The sequence below is a fragment of the Bacillus sp. FSL K6-6540 genome (assembly GCF_038007545.1).
The window spans coordinates 1339662-1365326 of the sequence record NZ_JBBOXH010000001.1 but is presented as its reverse complement, the minus strand read 5'-3'; the positions used below and the strand labels follow the sequence as shown (position 1 = coordinate 1365326).

General features: G+C 53.1%; 22 protein-coding genes and 1 pseudogene. 8 read left to right on the top strand and 15 right to left on the bottom strand.

Going from position 1 to position 25665, the window contains the following annotated elements; all coding sequences use genetic code 11:
• The first annotated feature begins 103 nt into the window (after nt 1-103).
• The gene (locus tag MHH82_RS05875; protein WP_012819298.1) at nt 104-1378 is read left to right on the top strand and encodes a chitinase; all 1275 of its coding nucleotides are present in this window, start codon (nt 104-106) and stop codon (nt 1376-1378) included.
• 121 nt (nt 1379-1499) lie between these two features.
• Here the strand turns inward: MHH82_RS05875 and MHH82_RS05870 are convergent, their stop codons facing one another.
• The gene (locus MHH82_RS05870) at nt 1500-1865 is read right to left on the bottom strand and encodes an MmcQ/YjbR family DNA-binding protein (RefSeq protein ID WP_012819297.1); all 366 of its coding nucleotides are present in this window, start codon (nt 1863-1865) and stop codon (nt 1500-1502) included.
• Nucleotides 1866-2012: 147 nt separating this feature from the next.
• Between MHH82_RS05870 and MHH82_RS05865 the strand changes: the two genes are divergently transcribed.
• Nucleotides 2013-2405 carry a hypothetical protein gene (locus tag MHH82_RS05865; RefSeq protein ID WP_012819296.1) on the top strand — a complete coding sequence of 131 codons (393 nt, stop codon included), beginning with the start codon at nt 2013-2015 and terminating at the stop codon, nt 2403-2405.
• Between the two features lie 81 nt (nt 2406-2486).
• The gene (locus MHH82_RS05860) at nt 2487-3242 is read left to right on the top strand and encodes a YheC/YheD family protein (RefSeq protein WP_012819295.1); all 756 of its coding nucleotides are present in this window, start codon (nt 2487-2489) and stop codon (nt 3240-3242) included.
• 113 nt (nt 3243-3355) lie between these two features.
• Here the strand turns inward: MHH82_RS05860 and MHH82_RS05855 are convergent, their stop codons facing one another.
• The 7 genes from MHH82_RS05855 to MHH82_RS05825 all read right to left on the bottom strand — a co-directional run bounded on the left by MHH82_RS05855 (nt 3356) and on the right by MHH82_RS05825 (nt 9349).
• Entirely contained in the window at nt 3356-3742 is a 387-nt protein-coding gene (locus tag MHH82_RS05855) for a RidA family protein (RefSeq protein WP_012819294.1), read from the bottom strand.
• Nucleotides 3743-3824: 82 nt separating this feature from the next.
• Entirely contained in the window at nt 3825-5339 is a 1515-nt protein-coding gene (gene nhaC / locus MHH82_RS05850; protein WP_012819293.1) for a Na+/H+ antiporter NhaC, read from the bottom strand.
• Nucleotides 5340-5487: 148 nt separating this feature from the next.
• Complete coding sequence (locus MHH82_RS05845; RefSeq protein ID WP_012819292.1) at nt 5488-6660, bottom strand: MalY/PatB family protein; 1173 nt, start codon at nt 6658-6660, stop codon at nt 5488-5490.
• A 57-nt stretch (nt 6661-6717) separates the two neighbouring features.
• Nucleotides 6718-7389, bottom strand: a complete 672-nt coding sequence (locus MHH82_RS05840) for a helix-turn-helix transcriptional regulator (RefSeq protein ID WP_012819291.1) — start codon at nt 7387-7389, stop codon at nt 6718-6720.
• Between the two features lie 343 nt (nt 7390-7732).
• Nucleotides 7733-8242, bottom strand: a complete 510-nt coding sequence (locus MHH82_RS05835; RefSeq protein ID WP_012819290.1) for a CYTH domain-containing protein — start codon at nt 8240-8242, stop codon at nt 7733-7735.
• 130 nt (nt 8243-8372) lie between these two features.
• On the bottom strand, nt 8373-8837 hold the full coding sequence (locus MHH82_RS05830; protein WP_012819289.1) for a DinB family protein: 465 nt from the start codon (nt 8835-8837) through the stop codon (nt 8373-8375).
• A 197-nt stretch (nt 8838-9034) separates the two neighbouring features.
• Entirely contained in the window at nt 9035-9349 is a 315-nt protein-coding gene (locus tag MHH82_RS05825; RefSeq protein WP_012819288.1) for a hypothetical protein, read from the bottom strand.
• 273 nt (nt 9350-9622) lie between these two features.
• On the opposite strand from MHH82_RS05825, the gene MHH82_RS05820 reads away from it, so the two are divergent.
• Entirely contained in the window at nt 9623-10597 is a 975-nt protein-coding gene (locus tag MHH82_RS05820) for an aldo/keto reductase (RefSeq protein ID WP_012819287.1), read from the top strand.
• A gap of 86 nt (nt 10598-10683) precedes the next feature.
• Here the strand turns inward: MHH82_RS05820 and MHH82_RS05815 are convergent, their stop codons facing one another.
• Both MHH82_RS05815 and MHH82_RS05810 read right to left on the bottom strand, forming a co-directional pair.
• The gene (locus tag MHH82_RS05815) at nt 10684-14742 is read right to left on the bottom strand and encodes a tail fiber protein (RefSeq protein ID WP_340964245.1); all 4059 of its coding nucleotides are present in this window, start codon (nt 14740-14742) and stop codon (nt 10684-10686) included.
• Nucleotides 14743-15006: 264 nt separating this feature from the next.
• Entirely contained in the window at nt 15007-15945 is a 939-nt protein-coding gene (locus tag MHH82_RS05810) for an aldo/keto reductase family protein (RefSeq protein ID WP_012819285.1), read from the bottom strand.
• A 160-nt stretch (nt 15946-16105) separates the two neighbouring features.
• On the opposite strand from MHH82_RS05810, the gene MHH82_RS05805 reads away from it, so the two are divergent.
• Nucleotides 16106-16444 carry a winged helix-turn-helix transcriptional regulator gene (locus MHH82_RS05805; RefSeq protein WP_009594357.1) on the top strand — a complete coding sequence of 113 codons (339 nt, stop codon included), beginning with the start codon at nt 16106-16108 and terminating at the stop codon, nt 16442-16444.
• Between the two features lie 140 nt (nt 16445-16584).
• On the opposite strand, the pseudogene MHH82_RS05800 reads toward MHH82_RS05805, so the two are convergent.
• Nucleotides 16585-16791 (bottom strand): annotated as a pseudogene (locus tag MHH82_RS05800) (KGG domain-containing protein); the annotation flags it as partial.
• A 342-nt stretch (nt 16792-17133) separates the two neighbouring features.
• On the bottom strand, nt 17134-17883 hold the full coding sequence (locus MHH82_RS05795; RefSeq protein ID WP_340964236.1) for a MerR family transcriptional regulator: 750 nt from the start codon (nt 17881-17883) through the stop codon (nt 17134-17136).
• Nucleotides 17884-18067: 184 nt separating this feature from the next.
• On the opposite strand from MHH82_RS05795, the gene MHH82_RS05790 reads away from it, so the two are divergent.
• Nucleotides 18068-19024: an LCP family protein gene (locus MHH82_RS05790; protein ID WP_012819282.1), complete on the top strand. Its 957-nt coding sequence runs from the start codon at nt 18068-18070 to the stop codon at nt 19022-19024.
• 47 nt (nt 19025-19071) lie between these two features.
• Here MHH82_RS05790 and MHH82_RS05785 read toward each other — a convergent pair whose 3' ends face one another.
• On the bottom strand, nt 19072-19851 hold the full coding sequence (locus MHH82_RS05785; protein ID WP_036662200.1) for a helix-turn-helix transcriptional regulator: 780 nt from the start codon (nt 19849-19851) through the stop codon (nt 19072-19074).
• 174 nt (nt 19852-20025) lie between these two features.
• Here MHH82_RS05785 and pyk point away from each other — a divergent pair, with 174 nt between their 5' ends.
• Together pyk and MHH82_RS05775 are read left to right on the top strand one after the other, a co-directional pair.
• A complete protein-coding gene (gene pyk / locus MHH82_RS05780) occupies nt 20026-21441 on the top strand; it encodes a pyruvate kinase (protein WP_012819280.1) in 1416 nt (471 codons plus the stop codon).
• Nucleotides 21442-21586: 145 nt separating this feature from the next.
• A complete protein-coding gene (locus MHH82_RS05775; RefSeq protein ID WP_340964228.1) occupies nt 21587-22801 on the top strand; it encodes an L-dopachrome tautomerase-related protein in 1215 nt (404 codons plus the stop codon).
• Between the two features lie 63 nt (nt 22802-22864).
• Here MHH82_RS05775 and MHH82_RS05770 read toward each other — a convergent pair whose 3' ends face one another.
• Complete coding sequence (locus tag MHH82_RS05770) at nt 22865-24751, bottom strand: cyclic nucleotide-binding domain-containing protein (RefSeq protein WP_036662195.1); 1887 nt, start codon at nt 24749-24751, stop codon at nt 22865-22867.
• Nucleotides 24752-24823: 72 nt separating this feature from the next.
• Nucleotides 24824-25438, bottom strand: a complete 615-nt coding sequence (locus tag MHH82_RS05765) for a hypothetical protein (RefSeq protein ID WP_036662193.1) — start codon at nt 25436-25438, stop codon at nt 24824-24826.
• Between the last annotated feature and the right edge of the window lie 227 nt (nt 25439-25665).

The following is a 25665-nucleotide window of genomic DNA, read 5'->3' as shown; positions in this document are numbered from 1 at the left end:
AAATTCGCGTTATGCCGTGGGATTTCCTGACTATGTACAAAACGACATACCGTATATATGATGGCAATGTAATTCCATCCCAACGATATAGAGGAGAATGTGTATGACCGTGTGGAAATATCCGTTATCCCGCAACATGGTTCAGCGCAGCATGATTGCAGCCCTCAGCGCTGTCCTCCTTATGACCCCGCTTCAAGCCCTTGCTGCCGATGAGGCGCCCCAAGCCGAGGCATCGCCAATGAAAACGCCGTCCAGCATCCCGACCGACACCACGGCTTTCGCACAATTCACGGGGAATCCAGCCGATTCCCTGGTGATTGGGGAGCACCGTTTGATCAGCCGCAAGGAGATCGACCGGCACTGGGACGGCCTTGATCCGGATTACACGCCGGAAAAGTCGATCGAAGCGGTTAAAGCGCTGCTGTCGGAGGAAGACTTCGAGGCTTTATTTCCTTACAGGCTAGGTTCGGCCGCATGGTTTAACGTCGCCAAGGGCAAAGAATACTATAAAGCCGATCAGACGGACTATTTCTCTTACGACAACCTGATTCACGCGGTGGCCGAGGTGTCCAATCTGAAGATCAAGATCCGCACGCGGCAAGGAGCCCCTTCCGCCCAAGAGATTTACCGATTGGACAAAGATGCCCGGGTCGAAACACTCGTCGTGCGTTCGGCGGATTTCTATTCGGCCGAGAACCTTAACCAAGCGATTGAAACCGTTATCATTGACGGCGGCACCTTTCTCAAGGAAGGGTTCAAGAAGGACCGCAAGCGCGAACTGGCCGCCTTCCTGGCCAATCTCTCCCACGAAACCGGCGGGGGCTGGGCTGCCGCTCCCGGCGGCCCGCTTCGCTGGGGATTGTTCTGGAACGAAAACATCGCCGGCCGGACAGGGGTCAACATGGATGCCTTCGTTGATCCGGCAAGCGCAGAGCTGTATCCCGGATCGCCGGACAAGCGCTATTATGGGCGGGGACCGATCATGCTCAGCTGGAACTTCAACTACGGACTCTTCAGCTCCATTATCTATGGGGATAAAAGCGTGCTGCTGGACCATCCCGAGATCGTTGCCGCCGACGGCAAGATCGGCTACATGACCGCCATCCTCTTCTGGATGACGCCGCAGGACCCGAAACCTTCCGCCCATGACGTGATGGTCGGCAGATGGAAGCCTTCCCCGCTCGAGAAGTTCAGGGGACTGGGCAGTCCCGGCTTCGGCACAACGGTGATGGTCTTGAACGGCCTGGAAGCGAACCTCGGGGAAACCGAGGGCAGTCCCGTGCAGCGGCGCGCCGGGCATTACCGCGATATCACGGGCCGTATGGGCGTCGATATTACCGGAGAGAAGGTCGATACATTAGGGATGAAACCGTTCTGATGCGGAACCCGCCTGAAGCTCGGATCCATCACGTTTGATGGATCATGCAAAATCGCCCTTGGCGGATGGATGGCTTGCAGCCACCACGCTGCCATAGGGCGATTATGTTGTGGAGCAGCCTTCATACCAGTCGCTGGGAGATGGCAACACGCTGCGCTTTCGGCAAACTCTTCAGCACCAAATCGTAGGAATGGTCGATCATATCGTGCAGGTCTGCTTCCGTTAGGGAGCCATCGACGGTCACCGTGTTCCAGTGCTTCTTATTGAGATGGTATCCGGGCTGCACGGCGTCATGCTGCTCGCGCAAATTCTCCGCGATGACCGGATCGCATTTCAGGGAAATATGGCTGACCTTCTCCCCTGCCGTGGTGGTAATCAGGGCAAACATTTTGCCGCCGACCTTCATGACGATCGGAAGCGGTCCGAACGGATAATCCTCGGCTGCGGCTTTCTTCGAAAGACAATAAGCAATGAGTGGGCTTCGCACCTGGAAATTCTCTCCTTCAAGATCAGATCTATTTGATTATAGTAGATGATGTTTCCCTGTTCAATTCCGTTTGATATGTTGTTCATGCTCCGTTCATACAACTCTTGTATATTGGGACTGATTCAAGATGCAAGGGGGAATTTATCCATGTTGAAATACAGCAAATGGCTGATGCGCATCGCGGCCATTTATATGCTCATCGGCGCATTGATCGGAGCGGACATGGCAGGCAGAAGCAGCTACAGCATGGTTGCAGGCCACGCCCATATCCTGGTGGTAGGCTGGCTGACCTTGTTTGCCTATGGCATGTTCTACTACGTCTTTCGGGACAAGCTCAGCATGAAAAGAACCGCCGCGATGCACTTCTGGACGAGTTTGCTCGGGGGCGGGATCATGCCGCTGGGCATGCTGATGTATTACCAAATGCAGAATACGGCAACCCTGCTGGCCTTTATCATTCCCGCGTCGATTTTGCTTGTTGCAGCAGTTTTATTTATCACCTTATTGTTTTTCGATAAAAAATTGTTTTCGAGCACATAGCTTGGCTCAAGGCCATCGTGGAGGCTTGCTCTACTTTATCGGCATATGCTGAACAAAAAAAGAGAGGTGAGCCTCTTAACTATGAGCTATAAAAGCAGTACCATCAAAAGCAAGTGGAAGAAAACGAAATGGTTGAACGAAGATGCTTACTTCAGGCAGTACGTGCCCCACACGCTGCCGTTCAGCAAAAAAAACCTGAATGCTATGCTGGCGGACTACACCACGGTTTTCTTCAAACCTACGGATGGCTCTGGCGGCAATAACATTATCCGGATCCGCAAAACCGGCGGAGGCTACCAAAGCCAGCTGAACACGACGAAAACGTCGTACTCGAGCTCATCTCAGCTGTACCGCGACCTGAATCGCTTTGCAGGGAGCAGACCTTATCTGCTGCAAAAAGGAATTCGCTTGGCCAAAAGCAATGGCAAGCCGTTCGATATCCGGGTGATGGTCCAGAAAACCCGAGAGGGCGCCTGGGTCGGCACCGCCCTGTTCACGAAGGTCGGCAACCCGAACAAAGTTGCCACCAATTATAATCAAGGCGGCTCCATCGGCACGTTCAAGAAAACGATGAGCGGCGCCAATTTCGACTCGGCCTTCATCCAGCAGCTCGAGTCTGAACTCAAGGGACTCGGCGTTGCCGTAGGCAAAAACTTTGACCGCCATTATAAAGGATTCAAGGAACTTGGCCTGGACGTGGCTGTCGATTCCAAAGGCAGACCGTGGATTCTCGAGGTCAACACCAGACCGCAAATTTATCCGCTCAAAAATCTAAAGGACCGCAGCCTCTACCATAGAGTGCTGTCTTACGGTAAGCATTATGGGCGTACGAAATAAACGAGGATACTTCAGCCGCTTAAACCAAACGGCCGGGCATCATGCCCGGCCGTTTTTGGCTGTAATCTCATTTTAAAAACTTATTATCAAGATACCTGGAAGAGCGCTTATTATTACGGCTTGCTGGCTACCACTTCAATCTCAACCAAGCCATCCTTCGGCAATCGGGCTACCTCTACGGCGCTCCGTGCCGGATACGGTTCTGCAAAGAAAGAAGCGTACACCTCGTTGACCGCTTGGAAATCGTTCATGTCCTTCAGGAACACGGTCGTCTTGACGATGTGCTCCATGCCGAAGCCGGCAGCCTCCAGAATCGCCTTCACGTTAAGCAGGGAACGCTTCGCCTGCTCTTCTACCGTCGGCGCGAAATGCCCCGACGCATCCATGCCGAGCTGGCCGGAGGTAAACAGCAGATTTCCGTATTGCACGGCTTGGGAATAAGGGCCGATTGCTCCTGGAGCCTGCTGGGTTGCGATGGTTTTTCTTTCTTGTTGCGTCATGGTGTTCTCTCCTCTGTAGCGCATAGTATTACGCATTTATAATTATGGTTGGTTACCATCTTCCAAAACATCATCATCTGTATTAATGGGCCGATGCAGCTTCTGCAGCGTCTTTTCGGCTTCCGTGATGCGGATCATCGTATTCCTTCAGCATTTCCTTTTGCTGCTCAGGCGTAAGTTTGGCAATGCCGAACCCGGTAAAGCCCCAAATCGTTGCAAAAATAATGCCTGTCCAGCACAGCACCGCCCAAGGCAAATAGGATAGCGTTGCTACGCCAAGCGTTCCGGCCATATAAGCACCGGCTGCCGTCCATGGCAGAATCGGTTCGGTAATGGCGGCGGAATCCTCCACCGTCCGTCCCAGATTCTTCGGATGCAGACCGCGGCGGATGTAAGCCTCGCGGAGCATCTCGCCCGGCATCAGGATGGAGACTTGTCCGTTGCTGGTTACGCCGATCATGGTTAGCCCCGTTGCAATCGTCGCCAGGATCAAGGAGCCTGTGGAACGCACATGCTTCAAGAGCCTGTCCACGATCAGCTCCAGCGACTTGGTCAGCGATATCGTGCCGGCGAATGTGATTGCGCTGAAACAGATAAGCAAGGTTCCCATCATGGAACTCATGCCGCCCCGATTAATAAGGCGAGGTATGTCCGCAATGACGGTATTCGGATCAAATCCGCTGACATGAACCATCGCGATATCGAATCCGCTGACAACCGAGGTTACCACGTCATGCAGCGTGAAGCCGTGAAAGATCATGCCGTTGGCCATCGCCACGATCGACGACAGCAGCATGACGGGAATCGTAGGTTTCTTGGTGATCGAGCCGTACAGCACAATCAGCACAGGCAGGATCAGGAGCAGGTTCCAGTCGTATATCGTTGCCAAGGTGTTCATGATGTCGGTTATCTTCTCGGGAACTCCTGTACTGGACACATGCGTGTTCAAGCCCGTGACCACGTAGACGATCCCCGCCACGAAGAAGGACGGCAGCGTCGTGTACAGCAAATGGCCGATATGCTCATACAGGTTAACGCCGGTCGACAAGGCCGCGATGTTGGTTGTATCCGAAAGCGGCGAAAGCTTGTCCCCGAAGTAAGCCCCTGCTACAACCGCGCCGGCCACAGCCGCGAGATTGGCGTCCATTCCGGCGCCAACGCCCATGAAGGCGACCCCGATCGTACCCGCGGATCCCCAGGAAGTGCCCGTACATACGGAGACCACGGACGTAACGAGAAAAGCGGTGATCAGCAAAAACTGCGGATCGATGATTTTCAGGCCGTAGTAAATCATCATCGGGATGGTTCCGCCGACCATCCACGCGCCGATCATAAATCCGACCACAATCAGGATGAGGATGGCGGGCATGGTTTTGGCTATTTTCTGCGAAATGGATTCCAATATATCGTTGTAGCTGTACCCCAGCTTAATCGCGATCAAACCTGCGACGATGGCGGATACAATAATCAGCGGCTCGGGCGGCAGCTCGAACAATACGTAACCAAGGCACAGCAAGATTACCATGGTGAAAATCGGAAGCAGCGCCAGAAACATGGTCGGCTGCTTAATCATTCGTTCCTCTGTTGGCTTAGCCATTATGAATTCCCCCTGGATGTAAATAAGAAAACGTCTATCGACGTAACCTTCTGTAGAAGACATACCGCATATAGCGGAAGTTTTTCCTGCGTGATAAGGTTGGTAAGCCTTTGAAATTTATTCCTTCTGATCTCTTAGACTATGGTTGTTAACGCTTTAGTGGATAAGCCGCAGCAAGCCGCTTCAGGCCTTCCTGCAACACAGGGCGTGGCGCAGCCACGTTGACCCTGATATAGCCTTCACCGCCGGGCCCGAAGGATGAGCCGAAGCTGACGCTGACGCGCGCCTTTTCCTGGATCCACTCCACCAGATCCTTTTCATGACAGCTCACTGCCTTACAGTCGATCCATAGCAGGTACGTCCCTTCAGGATCGATGACGTTCAGCTCAGGCATATGATCGGCAATGAAGGTTCGAGCATAAGCAATATTGTCTTTGATATAAGCGCGCAGCGCCGTCAGCCATTGATCGCACGAAGTATACGCAATTTCCAGCGCGGGCACGGCGAAGAATGTGGGATTATGAATCCCCGCCTGCTGCAAACCTTGTTGAAACTGCTCCCGCAGCGCAGCATTGGGAATGATGATGTTGGCGATTTCGAGACTCGCCAGGTTAAAGGTTTTGCCCGGCGACGTGCAGATTATGGAACGGTTCGCAACCTCTTCGGACAGCTTGGCGATGACGGTATGCTCGTGACCTTCATGAATGAAATCGGCATGGATGTCATCGGACACAATCAGTGCGTCATACCGGATGCAAAGCTCCGCCATGCGTTCAAGCTCCTTCCTCGTCCATACGCGGCCCACCGGATTGTGCGGGGATATGAGCAGGACCATCTTGACCCCTTCCTGCATCCGTCGTTCCATATCGTCAAAATCGATCTCGTATCGCCCGTCCGCAAGCACAAGCGGACTTTCAACCAATATCCGGCCGTTTAGCGTAACCGCTTTCGCAACAGGCTGATAAACAGGCGTGTGGACAAGGATCCTGTCTCCGGCTTCCGCGAATTTCTGAACAATGACCGAAACGGCCTGCACAATGCGCGGACAAAATACGATCCACTCGGGCTCGACCTGCCAGTCATAGGCCTTATCGAGCCAAGCACGGACCGCTTCGAAGTAAGGCGGAAACGGATCGGTATATCCGTAAATGCCGTGACGCGCCGCCTCCGCTACCTTGTCCACCACCATGGGCGGTGCCGGCAGATCCATATCCGCCACGGAGAGAGCGATCATGTCGTTCCCCATGCTCTGCGCCATGCCGTCCCATTTGGCGCTGTTCGTTCCATACCGGCTGACGACCTTGTCAAAGTTATATGTCATGATGTCACCTTCCATTGTCTCAGGATGCAATGCATGTTTAACAGGATAAACGGCCGCTTATTTCAGCTTCTGCAAATAGCGATACACGGTAGGCTCCGATATGGATAAAGCAGCGGCAACCTTGGAAACCCCGCCCTTCAGCAGGAATACGCCCTGCTCGTTCAATTCCTTCACAATCTCGATCTTCTCGTTCGAAGATAAACGGTCCGCCGGAATGCTGATTTTGCCTAGGACGGTCTGGATGATGTGCTGAAGCAAATCGTCCACGTTCCCCTGCAGGTATTCGGTAGAAGGCTTGTCGTCCTTGGGCGCATCCAGGGCGGCCGGCGGCGTAAGCGAACCTCCCCGCAAAATGCTGTTGATCCAATCAGCCGCAACCTCCATATGCGTGATGTCGATGTTCAAGCACATAAGTCCGACCAGCTCGCCGCTTCCGTTCTTAATAAAGTACGTAGACGATCGGAAGGTCTGCCCCCGAGCGCCGGAAGCTTTGTAGTTCGCGATGAACTGCTCTTCGCGGTAGGCCTCCGCCTTCAAAATCTTCAACACGAGGTCGGTGGAGGCATCGCCGACCCGGCGTCCGCTAATATGGCCGTTCTCGATAAAGATGATAGAGCGTTCCGGATCGCTGATATCGTGCACGACCACCTCGCATTGAGGTCCGATGATCGCCGCGATAAAAGAAGCGATCGGAAAATAGCTTTCAAGCAGCTGCTGGTTTTCATTCATAAAGAGCCTCTCCCTTCTCTGATACGCCATCATTTTTATGGATATCGTCCATTGAAGAATAATAATTAATTATCATGATAATATTATATTATAATAATAAACCGTTTACAATAATCTTGTCAAAAAAAGTCGATGACTGTCCGAATGCTCGAATAAGCAGGCATCCGGCGAAGGTGTATCTCGATAGCTGCGCGCTCTGTTTGCTCCATGCCATAGGAAAAGGCTCTTGCGAACCTGCCGCAAGAGCCTTTGTTCTAACCGTATGGTAAGGGCGTTGTCCCTCGTATCTGAACTGATCGCGCTTGTCCCAAGCGCCTGTCGTCCTATCCAAGCCTTATTCGGCTCAGGCCTCCCTGCCTGCTTGAAGCTGCAGATCCCGCCATACCTTCTTGTTGCTGTATTGTTTGTCCGTGCTGATATCTTGTCCGAACCATGCCGGCGGCACAAAGCCGTCAGCGGCTTCCAGGGAAGGAAATTCGACTTCCAGCACAAGCAAGCTTATCTGCGCATAATCGTCGATTTCGATGATCGTGCTGCCCCATCGGGCGGTTACCCGTCTCTTGGTCAACGGAATTGCCCCATGCGCCTTGACTACCTGACCGTAGAGACCTTCGGAAATCGCATATTCAACTTCTTCCCGGGCAATTCCCCACCCTTTTTTGAACGTATGGGTGAATTCGAGCCGACCCGATGTCAGATCCGTTATTTTGCGGACCCGCAGCTCCTGGTCCCCATCCAATGCCAAATACGTCTGCTCGATGAACTGCTCCTTCACGACCACGATGATTCCTTCCTGAATCAACTCATCGGGGTAAGCCTCCATAAGGTATTTGCGTTCGATTTCAATCGCCATGAGTGTGATGTCCTCCATTCGTCATTCCCATTCTGCTGATTCCATTATAAGGACCCGCTGCCCCAGCGACAAATAAAAAACGATAGAAGGTATACGCAGGGGCATACTTCTATCGCTTCGAGTTCAAACATTACTTTATCAATTTTTTATAAGCCTTGATCACCTGCGTGTGCATGCCTTCGTGGTACAAGCTGAACGTAAGAAACTCGCCAACGGTTTGGAACGTCACGGGACCGATCGTCAGCGGGTGGGCCGAAGCCTGGTCCAGGCGATTCGAGAAGGTTTCGCGGATCCGGGCGGTTTGCTCCTGCAAAAGCTCCGCCAGCTCGGACAGCGCAGGCGGCTTCGACGTCCAATCGGCCGGCTTGGTTCCGGTTGCAAACCATGCCTCGAATCCTTCCGGAAGACGCGGCTGCTCGCCCGCGGTCGCAAAAGCGAACTGCTCGGTTACGGTGTAGATATGCCCGAGATTCCAGCGAATGCTATTCGCAAATCCTTCCGGGATGATATCCGCTTCCTGTTCCGTTACATGTTCCACTGATTTCAAGGTTGCTCCTCTGGCAAAATCCAATTGGTTGAAAATCGCTTCATTCATAGCATAATCCCCCTTCCAATTCGTACGTAACTATCCTATCGTACTATTTTGCCTATCGCAAGGAGTCCTAAGACAATTCGCGTAACCTTTCGAATTTAGACACGAATCGCTTCATCGATTAGCTTAAGAATATAGTAAAGCCTGGAGCTGTGAATGAAAGATTCACTCAGTTCCAGGCTTTATGCATGCAGATAGAATTATGCCGCTCTAGCGATGATGCGGTTGTTCTCAAGAACGGCTCTAGCTTCCTCCGTGGCAGGACGATAGCCTTTCTCCAACAGCTCCTTAATATATATCTTGTTATACACGAACGAGAATATGATTCCGCTGATCCAAGCCCCGATTCCAAATGTAAAAGGACCGACTACGGCAGAGATAATAAACATGATGACTGCCCACTTCAGATCGCCTCGGAACAATGCCGGGAAGAATGCAAAGAATAGCGTCGTCCAGCTAAAACCTACCTTCACTTGTTTCGTTACCCCAGCATCATTTTTCAGATAAATCTTCATGATTCACACTCCAACGATTAGTGAAAAAAGAAGTCGTACTCCAACATCCGAAGTAGTTCTTAAGCAGTAAATCTCATGGTTAATCCGAATCTTTTCTCCTACGACTATATTACCATTTCATGGTATGGAAGTTAATCACTTTTTTTAGATATTGTCGAAAAAAGATGTAGAATCTTACATCTTCATACCTTTTATGCGTTCGATCCATTTGAAGCGCCTCTTGGATCATGTTTATACTATAGGAAATCTATACATAAAGGAGTGGGATCAAGCATGAATTATCGCCGTCTTGGCAGCAGCGGCCTCAAGGTTTCAGAGCTGGGGCTCGGCACGAACGCTTTTGGCAAAAGAGCCGATCAAGAAACATCCACCCGGATCCTGGATCACGCGCTGGACCGTGGCATCAATTTCATCGATACCGCCAATATTTACGCCGGATCGGAATCCGAGCGCATCATCGGTGAGGCGCTGGCGGGCAAACGTCATAACGTCGTATTAGCCACGAAAGCCGGACTCGTGAACGGCCAAGGACCGAACGAACGGGGCTCCTCCCGCTATCATCTGCAGCAAGAGCTGGAGAACAGCTTGAAGCGGCTGAAGACCGACTATGTAGACCTATATCAGATCCATACGTTTGATCCGGACACTCCCCTTGAGGAGACCCTGCGCACGCTGAACGACATGGTAACATCGGGCAAGGTCAGATATATCGGCGCCTCCAACTATGCCGCCTGGGAAATCATGAAGGCGCTCGGAATCAGCGAATTGCGCGGATATGCCCGTTATGTATCGACCCAAACGAGTTATTCCCTGGCAGACCGTACGCCGGAGCTGGAGCTTGTCCCCCTCTGTCTCGATCAGGGTGTTGGCATCATTCCGTATTTCCCGCTGGCCGGCGGCATTCTCACCGGCAAATACGGTCAGGGCACAAGCAAGCCTGCCGGCTCCCGTGCAGAAACGGACCCGAACTTCAATCGCTTCCTCGAAGAGCACAATCTGAGGCTCGGTCAACAAGTCAGCCAGCTCGCAGCAGAGCACGGCCATTCTCCCAGCGCGCTGTCCATTGCCTGGCTGATGGACCGCCCTGCCGTCTCGACCGTCATTGTCGGGGCTACGAAGACCGAACAGCTGGACGATAATCTGAAAAGCCTGGACATTAAGCTGGACGAGTCCCTGCGCACGAGCCTGGATGAAATCAGCGACGGCTTTGTTCATGCCAAGCCGTTTGCGACGTATCGGCTGGGGTAAGCTGCGATGTTCCGCTAATACAAAGAGCTGCTCCGGGACCAACGGCCCTTCGGTGCAGCTCTTTTTCTTCTATACTCGTATAGGCATTATTTAGACGGCATATCTCCGATCATCCCCGATGCGGATAGCATCCGTAGAAGAATCGTTGCCGTTTCCGCCCTGGTCATATCACTCCGCGGTCTCAGCTTGGCATCGTAACCGCTCATGAGTCCGCCGTGAACCACTTCGGCTGCAGCCGCCTTCGCCCAGCTTGCCAATTCGGCACGGTCTTGGAAAGCAGCCAGCACAGCCTCCGAATCCATGGCCTCTACCATTGGGGAACCCTCAGCGAACTTTAACGCTCTTGCGAAAATAACCATCGCCTCCTGTCTGGAAATCAAGCCATTCGGCAAAAAGGTCCCGTCGGCATAACCGTGTATGAGTCCGCTCCCGCTTGCCGCCGATACGGCCCCCACATACCAGTCCCGGGAAGTTACATCTTGAAACGTGCTTGTATTGCTTTGCTCCGATAAACCGAGCGAGCGTACCATCATGGTGACGAATTCCGCACGGGTTACCGGTTCATTCGGATGGAATCCGGCGGCGCCTCTGCCGCCAACGAGAAGGCGTGACGCCATCTCGTTCACCGCCGCCTCGGCCCAATGGCCTTTCATATCCGATAATTCTTCGTCGTGGCTGATTAAAGCATACGTCCCGCTGTATAAACCTTTTATTATGGCGTAAGTACGGCCTTCCCGCGTAACCAGCCGGGTTGGTGCGTGATGAACCTTCCCTTGATCATCCAGCAGGACGGCCGTTGTCACGATGGCAGCTGACCCCTCTGCCACGGGAACTTCCAGCTCCACGTAAGAGGAATAGGTATTTCCGCTCAGCCGTTTTCCTTGATCATAGGCTGCGACGCTAACGTCTATGGAGCCATAATGTTCACCAAAATACTTCCCGTTCCCGACCTGCTTCAGCTTTGCGCTGATCGCGGCGTTGCCATCGGCTAGCCCAAGTTGAATCGTGCCTTCCTTCGTTCCGGCAAGACTGCCGATCTGTTCGGAAATGGCTTGAACCGGAATACGGACGCTGCCTGCCAAGGTCTCGAATGCAATCATCGCTCCGCTTGCTTCAAGCGCTTTGGCTGACTTGCCATCCAGAACCACCACGGCTTGATCAAGCCCCTCCGTGGCGCGCAGCCGGACGATCGGTCGGCTGTTCTTCTCCTGTACCAGCAGCGATTGGAGCCTGTCTCCGTTCATCTTGACGGTCAGCACGGTCTGTCCATTCTCTTTCGTTATTTCCGATAATACCAAGCCGGTCTGCAATACATCATTGAAATACGACGTGACGTGGCTGCTGCCTGTCGGGCTCTTCCCTGAGCCTGCCCCTTGACCTGCTTGAGAACTCCCGCTTACGCCAGGTCCTTGACCTTCCGAAGATCCTGATCCGCCCCCCGGCGTCCCCGGATTGGAAGGATTTCCGGGTTCAGGTCCAGGTTCAGGAGAAGCGGCTGCCTCTCTGGTCACATCCACCGTGTAAGTCTTCGCAGCTCCATTCTGAGCGGTAACCACGAGATGAATGCTGTTGCTTCCTACCGCTAGGCTGATCGAATCTGATGCCTGTCCGGCGGAGACAGCCTTACCGTTTATCGTCACCGTTGCCTGAGGATCGGAAACGCTCGGCGTTATGCGGATCTCCGTTATACGGTTTCCAACATGGCTAATGTAGCTGGTGACAGCAGGGTTGAATGCCGGAGCAAGCGTTCCATGCGATAATGCTAATCCGCTTAAATCCGCATCGCCCGGAACGGGTATCTCGGCACCGGCCGGTCTTGCGCTCACCTCTTCCGAAAATGCGCTGGAACCCCCGACGTTACCGGCTTTCACCGCAAAATAATAAGTCGTTCCGTTCAGTAAATTCCCTGCCGAATACGTCGAACCCGTAACCGTTGCGATCGGTGAGCTCCCGTATACGCCGGACTCCGTCCCGGAATAAATATCGTAATAAGTCGCACCCGTAACGGTGGACCACAGTAAGGTCACCTCACCATCTCCTGCAGTAGCCGTCAAATTTGCAGGTGCTAACGGTGCTGCGACAGGCCCAGCCTCCGTTGTAAAGCTCCAATCTCCGGGGCCCTTCATGCCTGCATAGAGGTTGCCTGCTGTATCCTGAAATGCGCCATCCTCTATTTCGATGTAATAACGCGTAAGATACGACAGCTGTCGCGTCAGACTTACCGCAACCTTCTCGTCGATCACGCTGACGCGGGAGCTATCGGTTACGTCGATCGACTCGATCTTTTGATGGTCCGCCGCTCTCATAATCGATATGTATTTGCCGCTGCTTGCGGTTACGGGTTCATCGAACGTGAATTCAAGTTTCGTCCCGATCGGCACGTCATCCGCCAGATGCAGAGGAGCCCGATCGACCACGACAGGCGCATCCGCATCATTCCATTTGGCATACAGCGTCAGGTTAGCCAGAATGGGTGTCTTAAAATCAAATGGAAGCTGAAAGATTCGATCCATATACCACCCCCCGAAGGCATAACCGGGTTTTACCGGATCAACGGGCTTCGTTGCTGTTGTATGATAAGGGACGACCTCATCTGCCACGGGAGAACCCCCGTTACTGTCGAACGTCACGGTTTTAGGGAAATAGATCGAGAAATGAACCTCAGCCTTATTCCCTGCACGGTCGGTTACGACGAGATCGAATTCCCCTTCCGTGTTAACCCTGTCTCCGCTTTGAAACGCTTGCTGATTGAGCGTTGCGCTCCCTTCATTGAAGAAGATTTGCAGCTCCCGATCGTATTGGCCTCCATCTGCCACGCCTGAAACCAGAGGCGCGCTTTGGTCGATCTCAAAATCGGCCTTGACCGTTTTTCCGCGAGGCGACTCGACGACCAGTCTATACTGGCCATCCTTGCGGATGGTCGTACCGCTGGCAAAGGGCTGCCCGTCCAGCGTTCCCGTGCCATGGGTATAAACAGGCGTCACTTCGTGATTATAAATTCCTCCATCGGTTACTCCGCTTATCCGGGGTTCAGGCTCTGCCACGTGGATGGTAACGCTGGTTACGCTGCCGCTCTTGTTATTATTGCTAGCGATATATGTAAAAGAATCTGTGCCAACAAAATCGGCATCCGGCGTATAGGTAAAGGAGCCATTCTTATGAAATGTTATCTTTCCATGAGCAGGCAGATCCACGATGTTGGCGATCATGACATCTGAATCATTTTTCAGAACACCCGGTGCAGGAACGCTTAATACGGTGGACTCCGCCGTCGTGTATTGATCCGGCACGCTAACGGGCTGAACCTGCTGCAAGACAGGAACGATTCCCGTTTGGAATACATAATACGTTGTCAGCGGATCGACTCCAAGATCGGGAATCGCAAACGTATGATCCGGCGATCCCCCGAAAGCATTGCCGATTAAGCCGTACAGCGCCATGTTCGAGGCAACATTCAGCAGTTTACCGTCCGCCTTAAAGGAAGCGAGGGCAGGGATATCCAGAGGAAACTGACGTGTCTCGCCCATGTATACGGCACCAGCCGTACTGGGTTGGATCCCGGACTTGGCGGCGAAATACCGGATCTTGGGCTGCACAGGGTCAATCTCCGGCAATTTAAAGCTGCCCTGCCAGTCTTGGCCGAATGCAGTGCCGTAGATGCCGTACAGAGGGTCAGAATTGCTTAAAGCGCGGCCATCCGTCGTCACCCAGTTATCATTCATCTCCATATAGTAGGGAAAGAGTCGAATCTCCCCCAGCATCGTATTGGAGGTCAATCCACTGCCTCTCGGAAATAATCCCTCAGCCGCGATATAGTATCCCATGCCCGGTACCGGTTCCTCCTCCCGTAAATCAGGCAATGCAAACGTCCTGGTGCCATCCCCGCCAAAGTTGCTGCCCAATAGAGTAAACAAAGGTGAATTTTCCTGATTTATCGTTAACACCTGCCCTGCACAGTATATCCACCCTTCGGGACCATCCCGGTAAGGAAATAGACGGATTTCCCCCAGATATTGAGCGTCTGGAAGATTAGCCTTAACCGTCTTCGGAGATGCGAACACACCCAGTACAACCTCCAAACCTATTAGAATGGACAACATCACCTTCAACCATTTCGCGGATGCCATCGGCCTTCGTTTTTGCATATTGCAACTTCTCCCCCTAATGCATTTGTCCTATTATAATACTAATCAGTATTATAGTATTACTAGAGAGTATTATAAAGGACAATCGGTATTTTTCAAGCATCTAAACATACGCCAAGCTGAGTGAAGAAAACTTCCTGATCAGGAGTACGCAAAAAAAGATGGCCCTGAACCAAGTCAGAAGCCACCTTATTAAACCAATCTATTATGTTGTCCCCGGGTTCTCTTGTCTCCCGGATCACTGAGATAGGGTGCATTCGATTCCTATTTCAGAATCTCCTCGATGCGAGTCTGAACATCTTCGTTAAGCTCGATACCGGATGCCTTCGCATTCTCGGTTACCTGCTCCGGACGACTTGCGCCGACCAGTGCGCTGGCTACGTTCGGCTGACGCAAAATCCACGCAAGCGCCAGATTGCCCACGGACACGTCAAGCTCTGCCGCAATCTTCTCCAGCTCGCGAACCTTCGCGATTTTCTCCTCGGTAATGCCTTTGCGCATCCATTCCAGCTTCGCAGCTCGGCTGTCAGCCGGAATATCGGAGGCAGAGGTATATTTCCCTGTCAGCAGGCCTTGTGCCAACGGGGAGAATACGACCTGCCCAATGCCGGAGCGCTCGCTGAGCGGAATGATTTCCTTTTCAATATAACGTTCAAACATATTGTAGATGGGTTGATTGACCACGATGCGGTCGAGGAGGAAACGATCCGCTACCGTCAATGCCTCCGCAATTTGCGATGCCTGCCACTCGCTGACGCCGACATAGAGCACCTTGCCCTGGCGAACAAGGTCGTCGATCGCGCGAAGCGTCTCGTCCAGCGGCGTTTCCGGATCATGGCGGTGGCAGTAGAAAATATCCACGTAATCATGGCCAAGACGCTTCAAGCTGGCATGCGCCTGCTCCATGATATGCTTGCGGGACAAACCCCGATCGTTCGGGCCGTCGCCCATCGGCCAGAAGGCCTTCGTGGCCAGCACGTACGATTCGCGCGGATACGCTTTCAAGGTTTCGCCTACCAATACTTCGGCTGCGCCCTTCTCGTAAACATTCGCCGTATCAAAGAAGTTAATGCCCAGATCATAAGCCGTTTTAATCGCGTTAACCGCATTCTCGCGTTCAACGTAACCTCCGTATGTAAGCCAGCTTCCCAAGCTGACCTCACTGACCTTGAGACCTGTGCGTCCTAATCTTCTGTATTTCATGGCAAATCCTCCTTCAATAGATTAACTTGGATGCTACATGAACTATTCTAAAGTAGTTCCTATTCCCACGGAAGAAGTGAAATGTTCTTCACTATATTATAGGAAGGATAGCTGATATACTGGAGTATAGTTAATAGAATACCGGAAGGAGCCTATGGTTATGGGAAATAAAGCGAGCAGTTACATACCGAAAACTCCCGAACATATCGAATGCAATATCGAAAAAACGTTGCTGGTCCTAGGGGGAAAGTGGGCTTTTCTCGTCATTCGGGAGCTCTTTGGAGGCACGAAACGATTTGGCGAGCTGCAGCGGCAAATCCCGAATGTCAGCCCGCGGGCACTGACCACGACGCTTCGCCACTTGGAAGAACAGGGCGTGCTGGAGCGCGAAGTATTCCCTACCGTTCCGGTTACGGTGGAATACACCCTAACGCCGAAGGGCATGGACCTGCATGTCATCTGCAAGGAAATGAAGCTGTGGGCAGCACGGTGGACTTAAATTCAAGATAGCTGACAGCGTCCGGCAAACGATCCGAACCCGACGGTTAGCTCAAAAAAAAGCAGCGGCGGATTCCGTTTAACGGGAACCGCCGCTGCTTTGTTAAAAGCTTGCTATTTTTAGATTGTCGACTTCATTTAATCGTTATTGTTTTGATTGCCGCGGGATTCTCCGCCTTTGCGGCCGATTTCCTCGTAGAACTCCTTATCGTGGGAATCCGATGTGGCCTCTCCGCCCTTACGGCCGATTTCTTGGTAAAACTCCTTGTCGTGATTCTTGGCCGTTGCTTCGCCGCCTTTGCGTCCGGCTTCTTCTCTGCTCATTTTGTTGCCGTTGTTGTTAGCTATTGTTCATCACTCCTAAGTTGTTTTTTGTTGCTGCTACGTCATCTATTTAACCCTTCGGAAAAAAATTAAACATTACTTTTCGATTCCTTCGCTCACCACATAGGGACCTGTTCCCAGCGTAGAGTGCTGGTTTGGCGGGAGGATTTAATACGGGAACGTCGGCCATAAGCCGCCGGATTCGCCACGTATTCGAAATTGCCGGTACCGTCTGGCAGCGGGCCGTTCGCCCAGCGCCATTCGCGGCTCTCCTCGCCGCTGAAACCGTACCGGCTGGTTCATGCGGAATCCATGTATGCGTCAGAAATGACAAAAGCCGCGGCTCGCGCGGCTTCATCATAGGATTTACGTCAGATTCGCATACGCCTCTGCAGCCGCATGCAGATAATAAGCCAGCCCCGTCTGCTGCTCTTCCAGCATCCGAAGATGGAATTCATCGTGCAGGAAAAACTTCGTTTGCCCGGCAAAATCGGCGGCGGTAAAAGCGTGGCCATGCTCGTTCATAAATCGCAAATGCTCGTGGATCGCATCTTGAATACGCTCATCATCGTGCCTGATTCCCGTTTTCAAAGCATTGGCCATGCCAGCCATGAAGCCTGCCGCTTCCTTCGCTTGCTCGTTCATATCGGGAACATCCATCGGTGCACCGTCAAGCAAATCCACCTCGTACCGCTCCTTCAAATGTTGATTCTGCTCAGCCAAGGCATCCTTCCACTCTTCTTCGCTATCAAAACCTTTGAACATTTCTTCCGGCTCCATGCGTCTTCCCTCCCCAACGTATTCTATGGACTGCCTCAACGTCTGCAGAACGCGCTCCAGCCGATTCCACCGGGCAAGAAGCAGCTTCTCCTGCTCCGTGAGAATGGAGAGCCGATCCGGCGTTTCCTCCATCAGCTCTTTAATTTGCTCCAACGGAAAATCCATCTCCCTGTAGAACCGGATTTGCTGCAAGAGCCCCAGTTCCGCCGCGCCGTACAAGCGATACCCTGCATCGCTGATCTCGGCAGGCTGCAGCAGTCCGATTTTGTGATAATGACGCAGCGTCTTGATGGTTACCCCGGACAGTTCCGAAACCTCTTTTACCGTGTACAGCATGCTGTTCCCTCCTTCGATCTACAGTCTAAGGCCTCCCCTTGGAGGAGAGTCAACATGATCATGGATCCCGGATCCTTCGAATCTCCGGAATCGCTTTTCTCAAGAAAATATGATTTTTGCTCATTAATTTGCTAGAATGGTCCATTATGCACTCAGTTCAACAGAAAGGATGTTATAGGAAACGATGAAAAGGAAATGGTTCAAATACGCCATGCTCTTATTATCCGTTGGAATCTTGGGGATTATCTCGTACTATACCTACGCTATCATACAATTCTCAAACCAAATCTCGACCGCTTCGAATCCGGTGAAGCCAACGGGCAGCACGGGGGCCGCACAGGAAGAGGTCATTGAAATTCCGAAGTGGGAGGGCAAAGAACGCGTCAATATTCTTCTGATCGGAGGAGACTCCCGGGGAGACGATGCCGGAAGATCCGATACCATGCTGGTGGCCTCCATCGATCCCGTTACGAAAAGCGCCCATTTGTTCTCAATTTTGCGGGACACCTACGTGGACATCCCCGGTCATGGCAAAGGAAGGCTGAATTCGGCTTTTGCTTACGGCGGCATCGAGCTGACCAGACAGACCATCAGCGATTTGTTGGACCTGCCCATACATAAATATGTTTACACCGATTTTGTCGGATTCATTGCCCTGGTCGACGCCATCGGCGGAGTCGACATTGAAGTAGAGAAAGACATGTATTACACAAGCAAAGCCGACAAGCACATGTACGACATCGATTTAAAACAAGGGCTGCAGCATCTCGACGGCAAAATGGCGCTGCAGTATGTCCGGTTCCGGCACGATGCGAGGTCCGACTTTGCCCGTACCGAAAGACAACGGATTCTCATGACGGAAGTCGCCAAGAAAATGCAGACCACGAACTCGCTCATCAAGCTGCCCGGCATCCTGGATTCGATCGCGCCTTATATTGAGACGGACTTAAGCCCGAAGGAAATGCTGAAGCTGATGGCGCTCGGGTTTGACGTGAACCTGGACAAAGTCGATCAGCAGCAGATCCCGCCGTTCTCGCTGTTGACTAACGAGAAGGTCGGACGGGCCCAGGTGCTCGGCGTGGATAAAAACAAATTGCGGCAGTACGTAAAGGAATTGTTCGAAAGCGATGCCGCTGAATAAAGCCAGCAAGCAAACGAAAGAGGGCGTATGCCCTCTTTTTTTTTCGGCTAGACCGTCCGCGGACGCTCATGCAGCAGCTCCGACGGAGCGCTGCCTGTGAACCGCTTATAGATTCTGTAGAAGTAGGAGAGGTCCTGATAGCCGAGAAATACCGCAATCTCCTGTACCGTCAGCTGCGATTCCGTCAACAGATAGGCTGCCCGTTTCATCCGCTGGGCGTGCACGTACTGGCTGATCGTCTGTCCCGTGACGCTCTTGAAGAGCGCCGCAGCGTAATTGGGCGTTTTGCCGATGGCATCGCCGAGCTCCTCTTTCGTTATTCTCTCCCGGTAATGCCGCTCAATGTAAGATTTCATCCGTTCCGCATGCAAGTGCTTCTCAGGCGTGATAACGCCCCGATCCAGCTCTCGGCTGATATAAATCAACACTTCTGTCAATAATGCTTCTATCATCATCGCATAATAAGAGGGGCGCTCCCGCCACTGCTGGTGGATCGCCTTCAAACGTTCGTGGATCAATTCGTAACAGCCCGGTTTATGCTTCAACGCTTCTTCCCGTTCAAGCGCCGATAAAGCCGTGGGCGGCTCTCCCGTCCATTGAACGACCATTTGCGTGTGCGTCACGGTAGGGATGCTTTTGCCGTAATACGGAACGCCGGCCGGAATAAGCAGCAGTTCCCCCTTCTCCATAATCTGCTTATCTCCATTCACCCAATATACGCATTTTCCATAAGTCGCCACGGTTAGCCGCCATGCGCTATTCCCATGGTCTGCTTCCTCATACCAATCGACGCCGCTAATTTGCCGAACTTCAACCGGAGTGACCATAATCCCACCTCATTTGCGTTACTATAATCCATTCATTGTACTATAGTTCATATCATGATTCGACAAGACAGGCTACAATGTGATCATTAGGGTAGTTCATGAGCTTTACATTTCTAGAAGCCCGAGTGCTGCAAAATGCCGCAGGGTGCAAATACAAAGGAGGAACAACCAACCATGCTTAAGACAAAAATCATCTGTACGATGGGGCCGGCATGCGATTCCATCGAGCTGTTGAAAAATATGATTCAGGAGGGGATGACGGTCGCCCGATTGAATATGGCACATGGCGAGCCGGAGGATCACGTGGCCCGGATTCGGAATGTTCGCCAGGCCGCATCCGAATTAAACACGTATGTCCCGATCATGATGGACATTAAAGGTCCCGAAGTCCGGATCGGCAAGCTGAAAGAGGCTTCCTGCCTTCTGAAACCCGGTGAGGAACTGATCCTGACGACCGAAGAAATTCTGGGAGACGCCCAGCGCATCTCGGTCAATTATGCCGAGCTGAATCTAGTCGTGAAACCGGGAGACCGCATCTTGATCGATGACGGCCTTGTCGACCTGAACGTCATTCGCGTCGACGGACCGGACATTCTTTGCAAAATCGTCAGCGGCGGCGTGCTCAAACCGCGCAAAGGCGTCAACCTGCCTGGCATCAAAACGACGCTGCCCGGCGTCACCGAGCGTGACGTCATGCATATCGGCTTCGGACTGGAGAACAACATCGAGATCATTGCCGCATCTTTCGTGCGCCATGGCGACAACATCCGCGAAATCCGCAGCATCCTGAAGGAACGCGGCGCGGAGCATGTGCAGATCATCTCCAAGATCGAAAACGGAGAGGGCATGGAGAACCTGGACGACATCATTGAAGCCTCCGACGGAATCATGGTTGCCCGCGGCGACCTTGGCGTAGAAGTGCCAATCGAAGAAGTGCCGATGATGCAGAAAGAAATGATCGATAAATGCAATCTGGCAGGCAAGCCGGTTATCGTGGCAACGCATATGCTGGAATCGATGCAGGTCAATCCCCGCCCTACCCGCTCCGAGGTGAGCGACGTGGCTAACGCCGTGATCCAGGGCGCAGACGTGGTCATGCTGTCCGGAGAATCCGCCGCCGGCAAATATCCGGTGGAATCCGTTCGTACGATGGCGGCAGTCGCCCGCCGTGCCGAGACCATGATCGATTATAAGGACCAGTTCGCTTTCAAATCCAGACAACAAGTAGCCGATATTACCGAGGTCATCAGCCAAGGCGCGGTCAGCTCTTCCCTCGTGCTGAATGCCAAAGCCATCATTACGTCAACGGAGAGCGGATTTACGGCGCGGATGATTTCGAAATATCGTCCGGAAGCACCGATCATCGCCGTCACGCAGCATGAAGAAGTGCTGGCCAAAATCTGCCTGCTCTCCGGCGTCATCCCGGTAAAAGGCGACAAGGTTACCACAACGGACGAAATGTTCGAGTCCGCGACCCGCAACGCCATCAAGACAGGCTACATCGAAAAAGGCGACATTATCGTATTGTCTGCCGGCGTGCCGATCGGTCAATCCGGCAACACGAATCTGATTAAGGTTCTCCAAGTGTAACGAAAAACACAACAAGACCTCTCCGATGATTTAAGCAGCGCCAATCCGACCTTCTGGGCATATAACGAACTCAGAGGAATAAGCTCGTAAGGAAGGCGCTGCCCGTTTCGGGTGAACCGAACACGTTACCGGAGGTCTTGCCAGAATGTATATACCTTATCATCCTATGGGGATGCAGCAGCAGACTGCCCTTCCCCATGCAAGGAAAGCTCATCACCCAACAAGTCCTTACCAAATGCTGTTCCACTGGAACCGCTTGGACTGGAACTTTCCGAATGTTGCGATGAAGCAGCGGTTCGAGCTGCATCAATACTGGAAGCACTGCATGCCTGCAGGCGTCAAAGTGGACCGACAGGGGCGTTTCTATGTTTCGGTTCCGCGCTGGGCGGAAGGCGTTCCCGCCACGCTCAACACCATCGTGATGGTGAACGGCAAGCCGGTGCTGAATGCTTTTCCAAGCTGGGAGTGGAATACGCCGGGAGATGTGCGAGCGCTGCAATCCGTCCTGGGTTACGAGATCGATGAACATAACCGGATGTGGATTCTGGATCAAGGAAAAATCGCGTATAATACCTCACCCGAAGGTTCGCAAAAGCTGGTCATCTGGGACCTGAGCGCAAACCGCCTGATCGACTCCATCGTCATCCCGGATGATATTGCACCGCCTCGGACATCGTTCCTTAACGATATCGTGGTGGATAACCGGAACGGTTACGCCTATATCACCGATTCGGGCTCCGGCTGGCCCGATCACGAGGTATACGGCGGCATCATCGTCTACAATATGAGAACGAAGAGATTCCGCCGGGTCCTGGACAGCCATTACAGCACGCAGGACGTGCCAAGGTTCCGGTTCGAGATCGATTCGGAGCCGGTCTACCGCAACAAGCCGGTCCGGATCGGCGCGGACGGCATCGCCCTGGCGGCGGATCGCGAAACGCTCTTCTACTGCCAGGTAACCGGACGCAATCTGTATGCGATCGATACGGGGCTGCTGCGTAATTTCGATACCCCCGATCCGCTCATTCGAAATTCCGTTCAAGCTCTGGGGAGCAAAGGAACGACGACCGACGGCATGTATGCCGACAATCAAGGCCATGTCTTCTACACCATGCTGGAAGGCAAAGGCATCGGTTATTATTCGCCCTGCACGCGCTCATTTCACAAGCTGCTGTCCGATGACCGAATGCTGTGGGTGGACGGGGTGGCTTTCGATCAGCGCGGCTCGATCATCTTCAACAACAACCGCCTGCACCGCATGTTCGAGGAGCCGCAGAACATCGACTGGGACGATCCTTACAATCTGATTATATGGAGAGCCTACATCGGCCGGGATGTGAAGTCGTATTTATATGGTTAACGGTTATGAAAAAAAGGGTTAGGCAGTTCGGGCTTTCAAGCCCTCTGCCTAACCCTTTTCGTATTATAACTGCAATGCTTGACCGCAGCGGCCGCAGTAGCGCGTCCCTGCAGGCGACACGGTGCCGCAACCCTCGCAGGTTAAAGACGGCGGGGCGGTGCCCGGTCCTTCGGAACCGCTGCGCTTCGAATCGGCTCCGACCGCTTGTCGGAGCCGTTCCTCTAGCTGCTGGGCGGGATTGACGGCCCGATGCATCGCCCTTTCCTCCTTCGTGCCTTGACGAATGAGCGAAAAGAGCAGCGCAATACCGATGCCCCCGACCATGACCATGCCGACCATTTTCCACAAGCCCGCCGCATAAGGATAGTCCCAAGCCGCATGCAGCAGAATGCTGATCAGCAGCAGGGCAGCCATCCTCAGGAGCCGATGCGCGGTCGAGCCCCGTTTGGCGGATCTCCCCAGGCCATACCACAGTCCGGCTGCGGCAATGGCCGTCCAGGTGCCGTGTCCGAACGGGGACAGCAGCGCCCGGACCCACAGCACAGCCAGCATCCCCGAAGTCGCATGCTGCTGCAGATACATGAAGCCGTACAGAATGCTCTCAACCGCGGCAAAGCCCATGCCTGCCGCAGCTCCGAATACTACGGCATCCATCAGGAAACGCTGCTTGCGCCCGCGGAGGAAGAAGAAGCATACGAGCAGCTTGGCCATTTCTTCGATAACGCCGATCAGAAGCGCTGCTTGCACATGCTCGATGGTCGTTGTCTCCAGGCCGCTGCCGACGGACCAGAAGCGTTCCAGCACCCACGCAACCGGCACGGCGATGATGCCGGAAGCCGCGAATACGGCTGCCAGCCGAATGGGCTTGAATCCGAGCAGCTGGGAGCTGCGCATATAAGCAACGAACGAAACCGGTCCAACGAATCCGCCGGATATCAATGCGGCATATATCCAAACCGGCTGTTTCAGCCAAATGGCTAGCCCCGTGAACGCAACGAATATGCCGCCAAGCGCCAGCAGCACATCCATCCAGCGATCTTTTTTGGGAGGGGCCGGAATGACGGCTTCTAGGGTCGCGGCAGCCTCGACTTCAGCTTCCGGCGCCTGCTCCGTCTCCGCCTCCGTGAATTGCAGCTTCGCCGATACCTCTTCATTGAGAAGCTCGGGTCTTCGAATCCGCAGCACCTCATGAAATTGCCGCCTGACCGGTTCGTACTGCTGCAGGACAAAATGAAACTCATCCCGTCCCATCACCATCAGCTCGCCGTTCTCAAGCGCCGTCACCGTGCCCGTATGGGCTTCGCCGCTGAGCAGGTCCATCTCGCCGAAATAATCCCCGGGCTTATAGACCGCCTTCTTCCGGCGTCCGCTGCGCACTTCGAACCGTCCTTCGGCAATCATATAGAAACGGTCCGCCATGGTGCCTTCCGCGACAATGACGTCCCCTTTGTATACTTTCCGCCTGACCGTGACCTCGGCAAGACCGCGCAGCTCCGCGTTCGGAATCGCGGCCCAGATCGTCGCCTTGCTCAGCATCGCATGCATTGTGCGGATTCGGGCCGAGAACGACAGGCTCTCGTGAAACATCGGGCTTGCCGCGGCAAGCCGGCTGAACGCGTTCTGCTCCAGCCGCAATGCCGTTACCTCGCCGATCGCCTGGGCACCCGAAGTCCTTTTTTCCTCAAGAAACAGGGAGACCTCCCCGATCAATGCGCCTTCGCCCAGAACGTCCAGCGTCACCGTGTGGCCGATCAGATTCCTCGAAACGATCTGAACCTGCCCGCTCATGATGAAATAACAGGAATTGCCGTAGCTTCCCTCTACGATCAACGGATCCCCGTCATGAAACAGCTCCTCATGCATGGACTGGACGGCACCTTCCAATTCATGCAGCGGCACCCCGCGAAACAGCGTATGATTACGCAAAAACTCCATCGCCTTCGTCGTCATCTGCATTCTCTCCATAGACGAAAAGAATCCGCCCGACGGCAGATTCCTCTCTATTCATTATGTACGACTCTATTATCGCATATTTCCGATGATGCTGCTGCGTGATTCTTCCATTTTCTTAATAAAATTCGTCATGACGTCAAAGGCTTCATTGCGCTTGTTGGTCATCGACTGCAGGCGAAGCATGTCCATTTGCTGGGAGTTCGATAGACTGTCGATCGATCCCTTCAGCTTCTCCGTGGCTTGATTGAGCTCTTCGGCGGTATACTCCTTCTTGGATGCATCTGCGATGCCTTCCGCTGCCAGCTTGCCGGCAAGATCGTCCGGTATCGAATATTTGCCGTCCACCGCTTCTCCGGTCAAGGCGCTGTTAATGCCTGCCATGGCGTCGTTCTTCTTGGCGATTTCCTCGTTCCGCTTCTGCACGTCCTGAATCTGGTTGTTAAGCTGCGCATCCAGCATCTGTGTCCGCTGCTGCTGCACGACCATCAATGCGCTCTCAAGATCCATGCTGGACAGATCGATCTGTGCGACGTTGCCGATCCCGCCAATGGCATTGTTCGTTGCGCTTCCTCCTACGGCCTGCTTGACCGACTGGTAAGCCTGGTCGTTCATCATGATGCCCGTGCCTGCCACTACCCCGACCAGAAGAGACGCGGCCGTGGATAAAATCATTTTTCGATTCATCGTTTCAACTCCATTCCTCTAATTCTTTGTGCCTAGTACGAAAATCATAGCAAATGCCTGAACGGCGAACAAAGCAATATTTACCATTTCTCGACAATTTATATAAAATTGAAGGTATTTTTTTCGCTTCCGTCCGCTCGCTGCTTGCCCAATGCCATCCATGGGGATGATTTCGGCTGATGCCGCCTTGAAGCCACGACAAAAAACCACACCGTGCCCGATGTGGT

Coding starts and splice junctions, on each gene's coding strand:
- MHH82_RS05855 (WP_012819294.1), bottom strand. CDS start 3,742: ATGACGCAACAAGAAAGAAAAACCATCGCAACCCAGCAGGCTCCAGGA.
- MHH82_RS05835 (WP_012819290.1), bottom strand. CDS start 8,242: ATGGCGATTGAAATCGAACGCAAATACCTTATGGAGGCTTACCCCGAT.
- MHH82_RS05765 (WP_036662193.1), bottom strand. CDS start 25,438: ATGAATCGAAAAATGATTTTATCCACGGCCGCGTCTCTTCTGGTCGGG.
- MHH82_RS05820 (WP_012819287.1), top strand. CDS start 9,623: ATGAATTATCGCCGTCTTGGCAGCAGCGGCCTCAAGGTTTCAGAGCTG.
- MHH82_RS05785 (WP_036662200.1), bottom strand. CDS start 19,851: ATGGTCACTCCGGTTGAAGTTCGGCAAATTAGCGGCGTCGATTGGTAT.
- MHH82_RS05770 (WP_036662195.1), bottom strand. CDS start 24,751: ATGACGACGAAGGCGATGGAGTTTTTGCGTAATCATACGCTGTTTCGC.
- pyk (WP_012819280.1), top strand. CDS start 20,026: ATGCTTAAGACAAAAATCATCTGTACGATGGGGCCGGCATGCGATTCC.
- MHH82_RS05795 (WP_340964236.1), bottom strand. CDS start 17,883: ATGCTGTACACGGTAAAAGAGGTTTCGGAACTGTCCGGGGTAACCATC.
- MHH82_RS05865 (WP_012819296.1), top strand. CDS start 2,013: ATGTTGAAATACAGCAAATGGCTGATGCGCATCGCGGCCATTTATATG.
- MHH82_RS05810 (WP_012819285.1), bottom strand. CDS start 15,945: ATGAAATACAGAAGATTAGGACGCACAGGTCTCAAGGTCAGTGAGGTC.
- nhaC (WP_012819293.1), bottom strand. CDS start 5,339: ATGGCTAAGCCAACAGAGGAACGAATGATTAAGCAGCCGACCATGTTT.
- MHH82_RS05805 (WP_009594357.1), top strand. CDS start 16,106: ATGGGAAATAAAGCGAGCAGTTACATACCGAAAACTCCCGAACATATC.
- MHH82_RS05830 (WP_012819289.1), bottom strand. CDS start 8,837: ATGAATGAAGCGATTTTCAACCAATTGGATTTTGCCAGAGGAGCAACC.
- MHH82_RS05860 (WP_012819295.1), top strand. CDS start 2,487: ATGAGCTATAAAAGCAGTACCATCAAAAGCAAGTGGAAGAAAACGAAA.
- MHH82_RS05790 (WP_012819282.1), top strand. CDS start 18,068: ATGAAAAGGAAATGGTTCAAATACGCCATGCTCTTATTATCCGTTGGA.
- MHH82_RS05815 (WP_340964245.1), bottom strand. CDS start 14,742: ATGCAAAAACGAAGGCCGATGGCATCCGCGAAATGGTTGAAGGTGATG.
- MHH82_RS05825 (WP_012819288.1), bottom strand. CDS start 9,349: ATGAAGATTTATCTGAAAAATGATGCTGGGGTAACGAAACAAGTGAAG.
- MHH82_RS05775 (WP_340964228.1), top strand. CDS start 21,587: ATGTATATACCTTATCATCCTATGGGGATGCAGCAGCAGACTGCCCTT.
- MHH82_RS05875 (WP_012819298.1), top strand. CDS start 104: ATGACCGTGTGGAAATATCCGTTATCCCGCAACATGGTTCAGCGCAGC.
- MHH82_RS05845 (WP_012819292.1), bottom strand. CDS start 6,660: ATGACATATAACTTTGACAAGGTCGTCAGCCGGTATGGAACGAACAGC.
- MHH82_RS05840 (WP_012819291.1), bottom strand. CDS start 7,389: ATGAATGAAAACCAGCAGCTGCTTGAAAGCTATTTTCCGATCGCTTCT.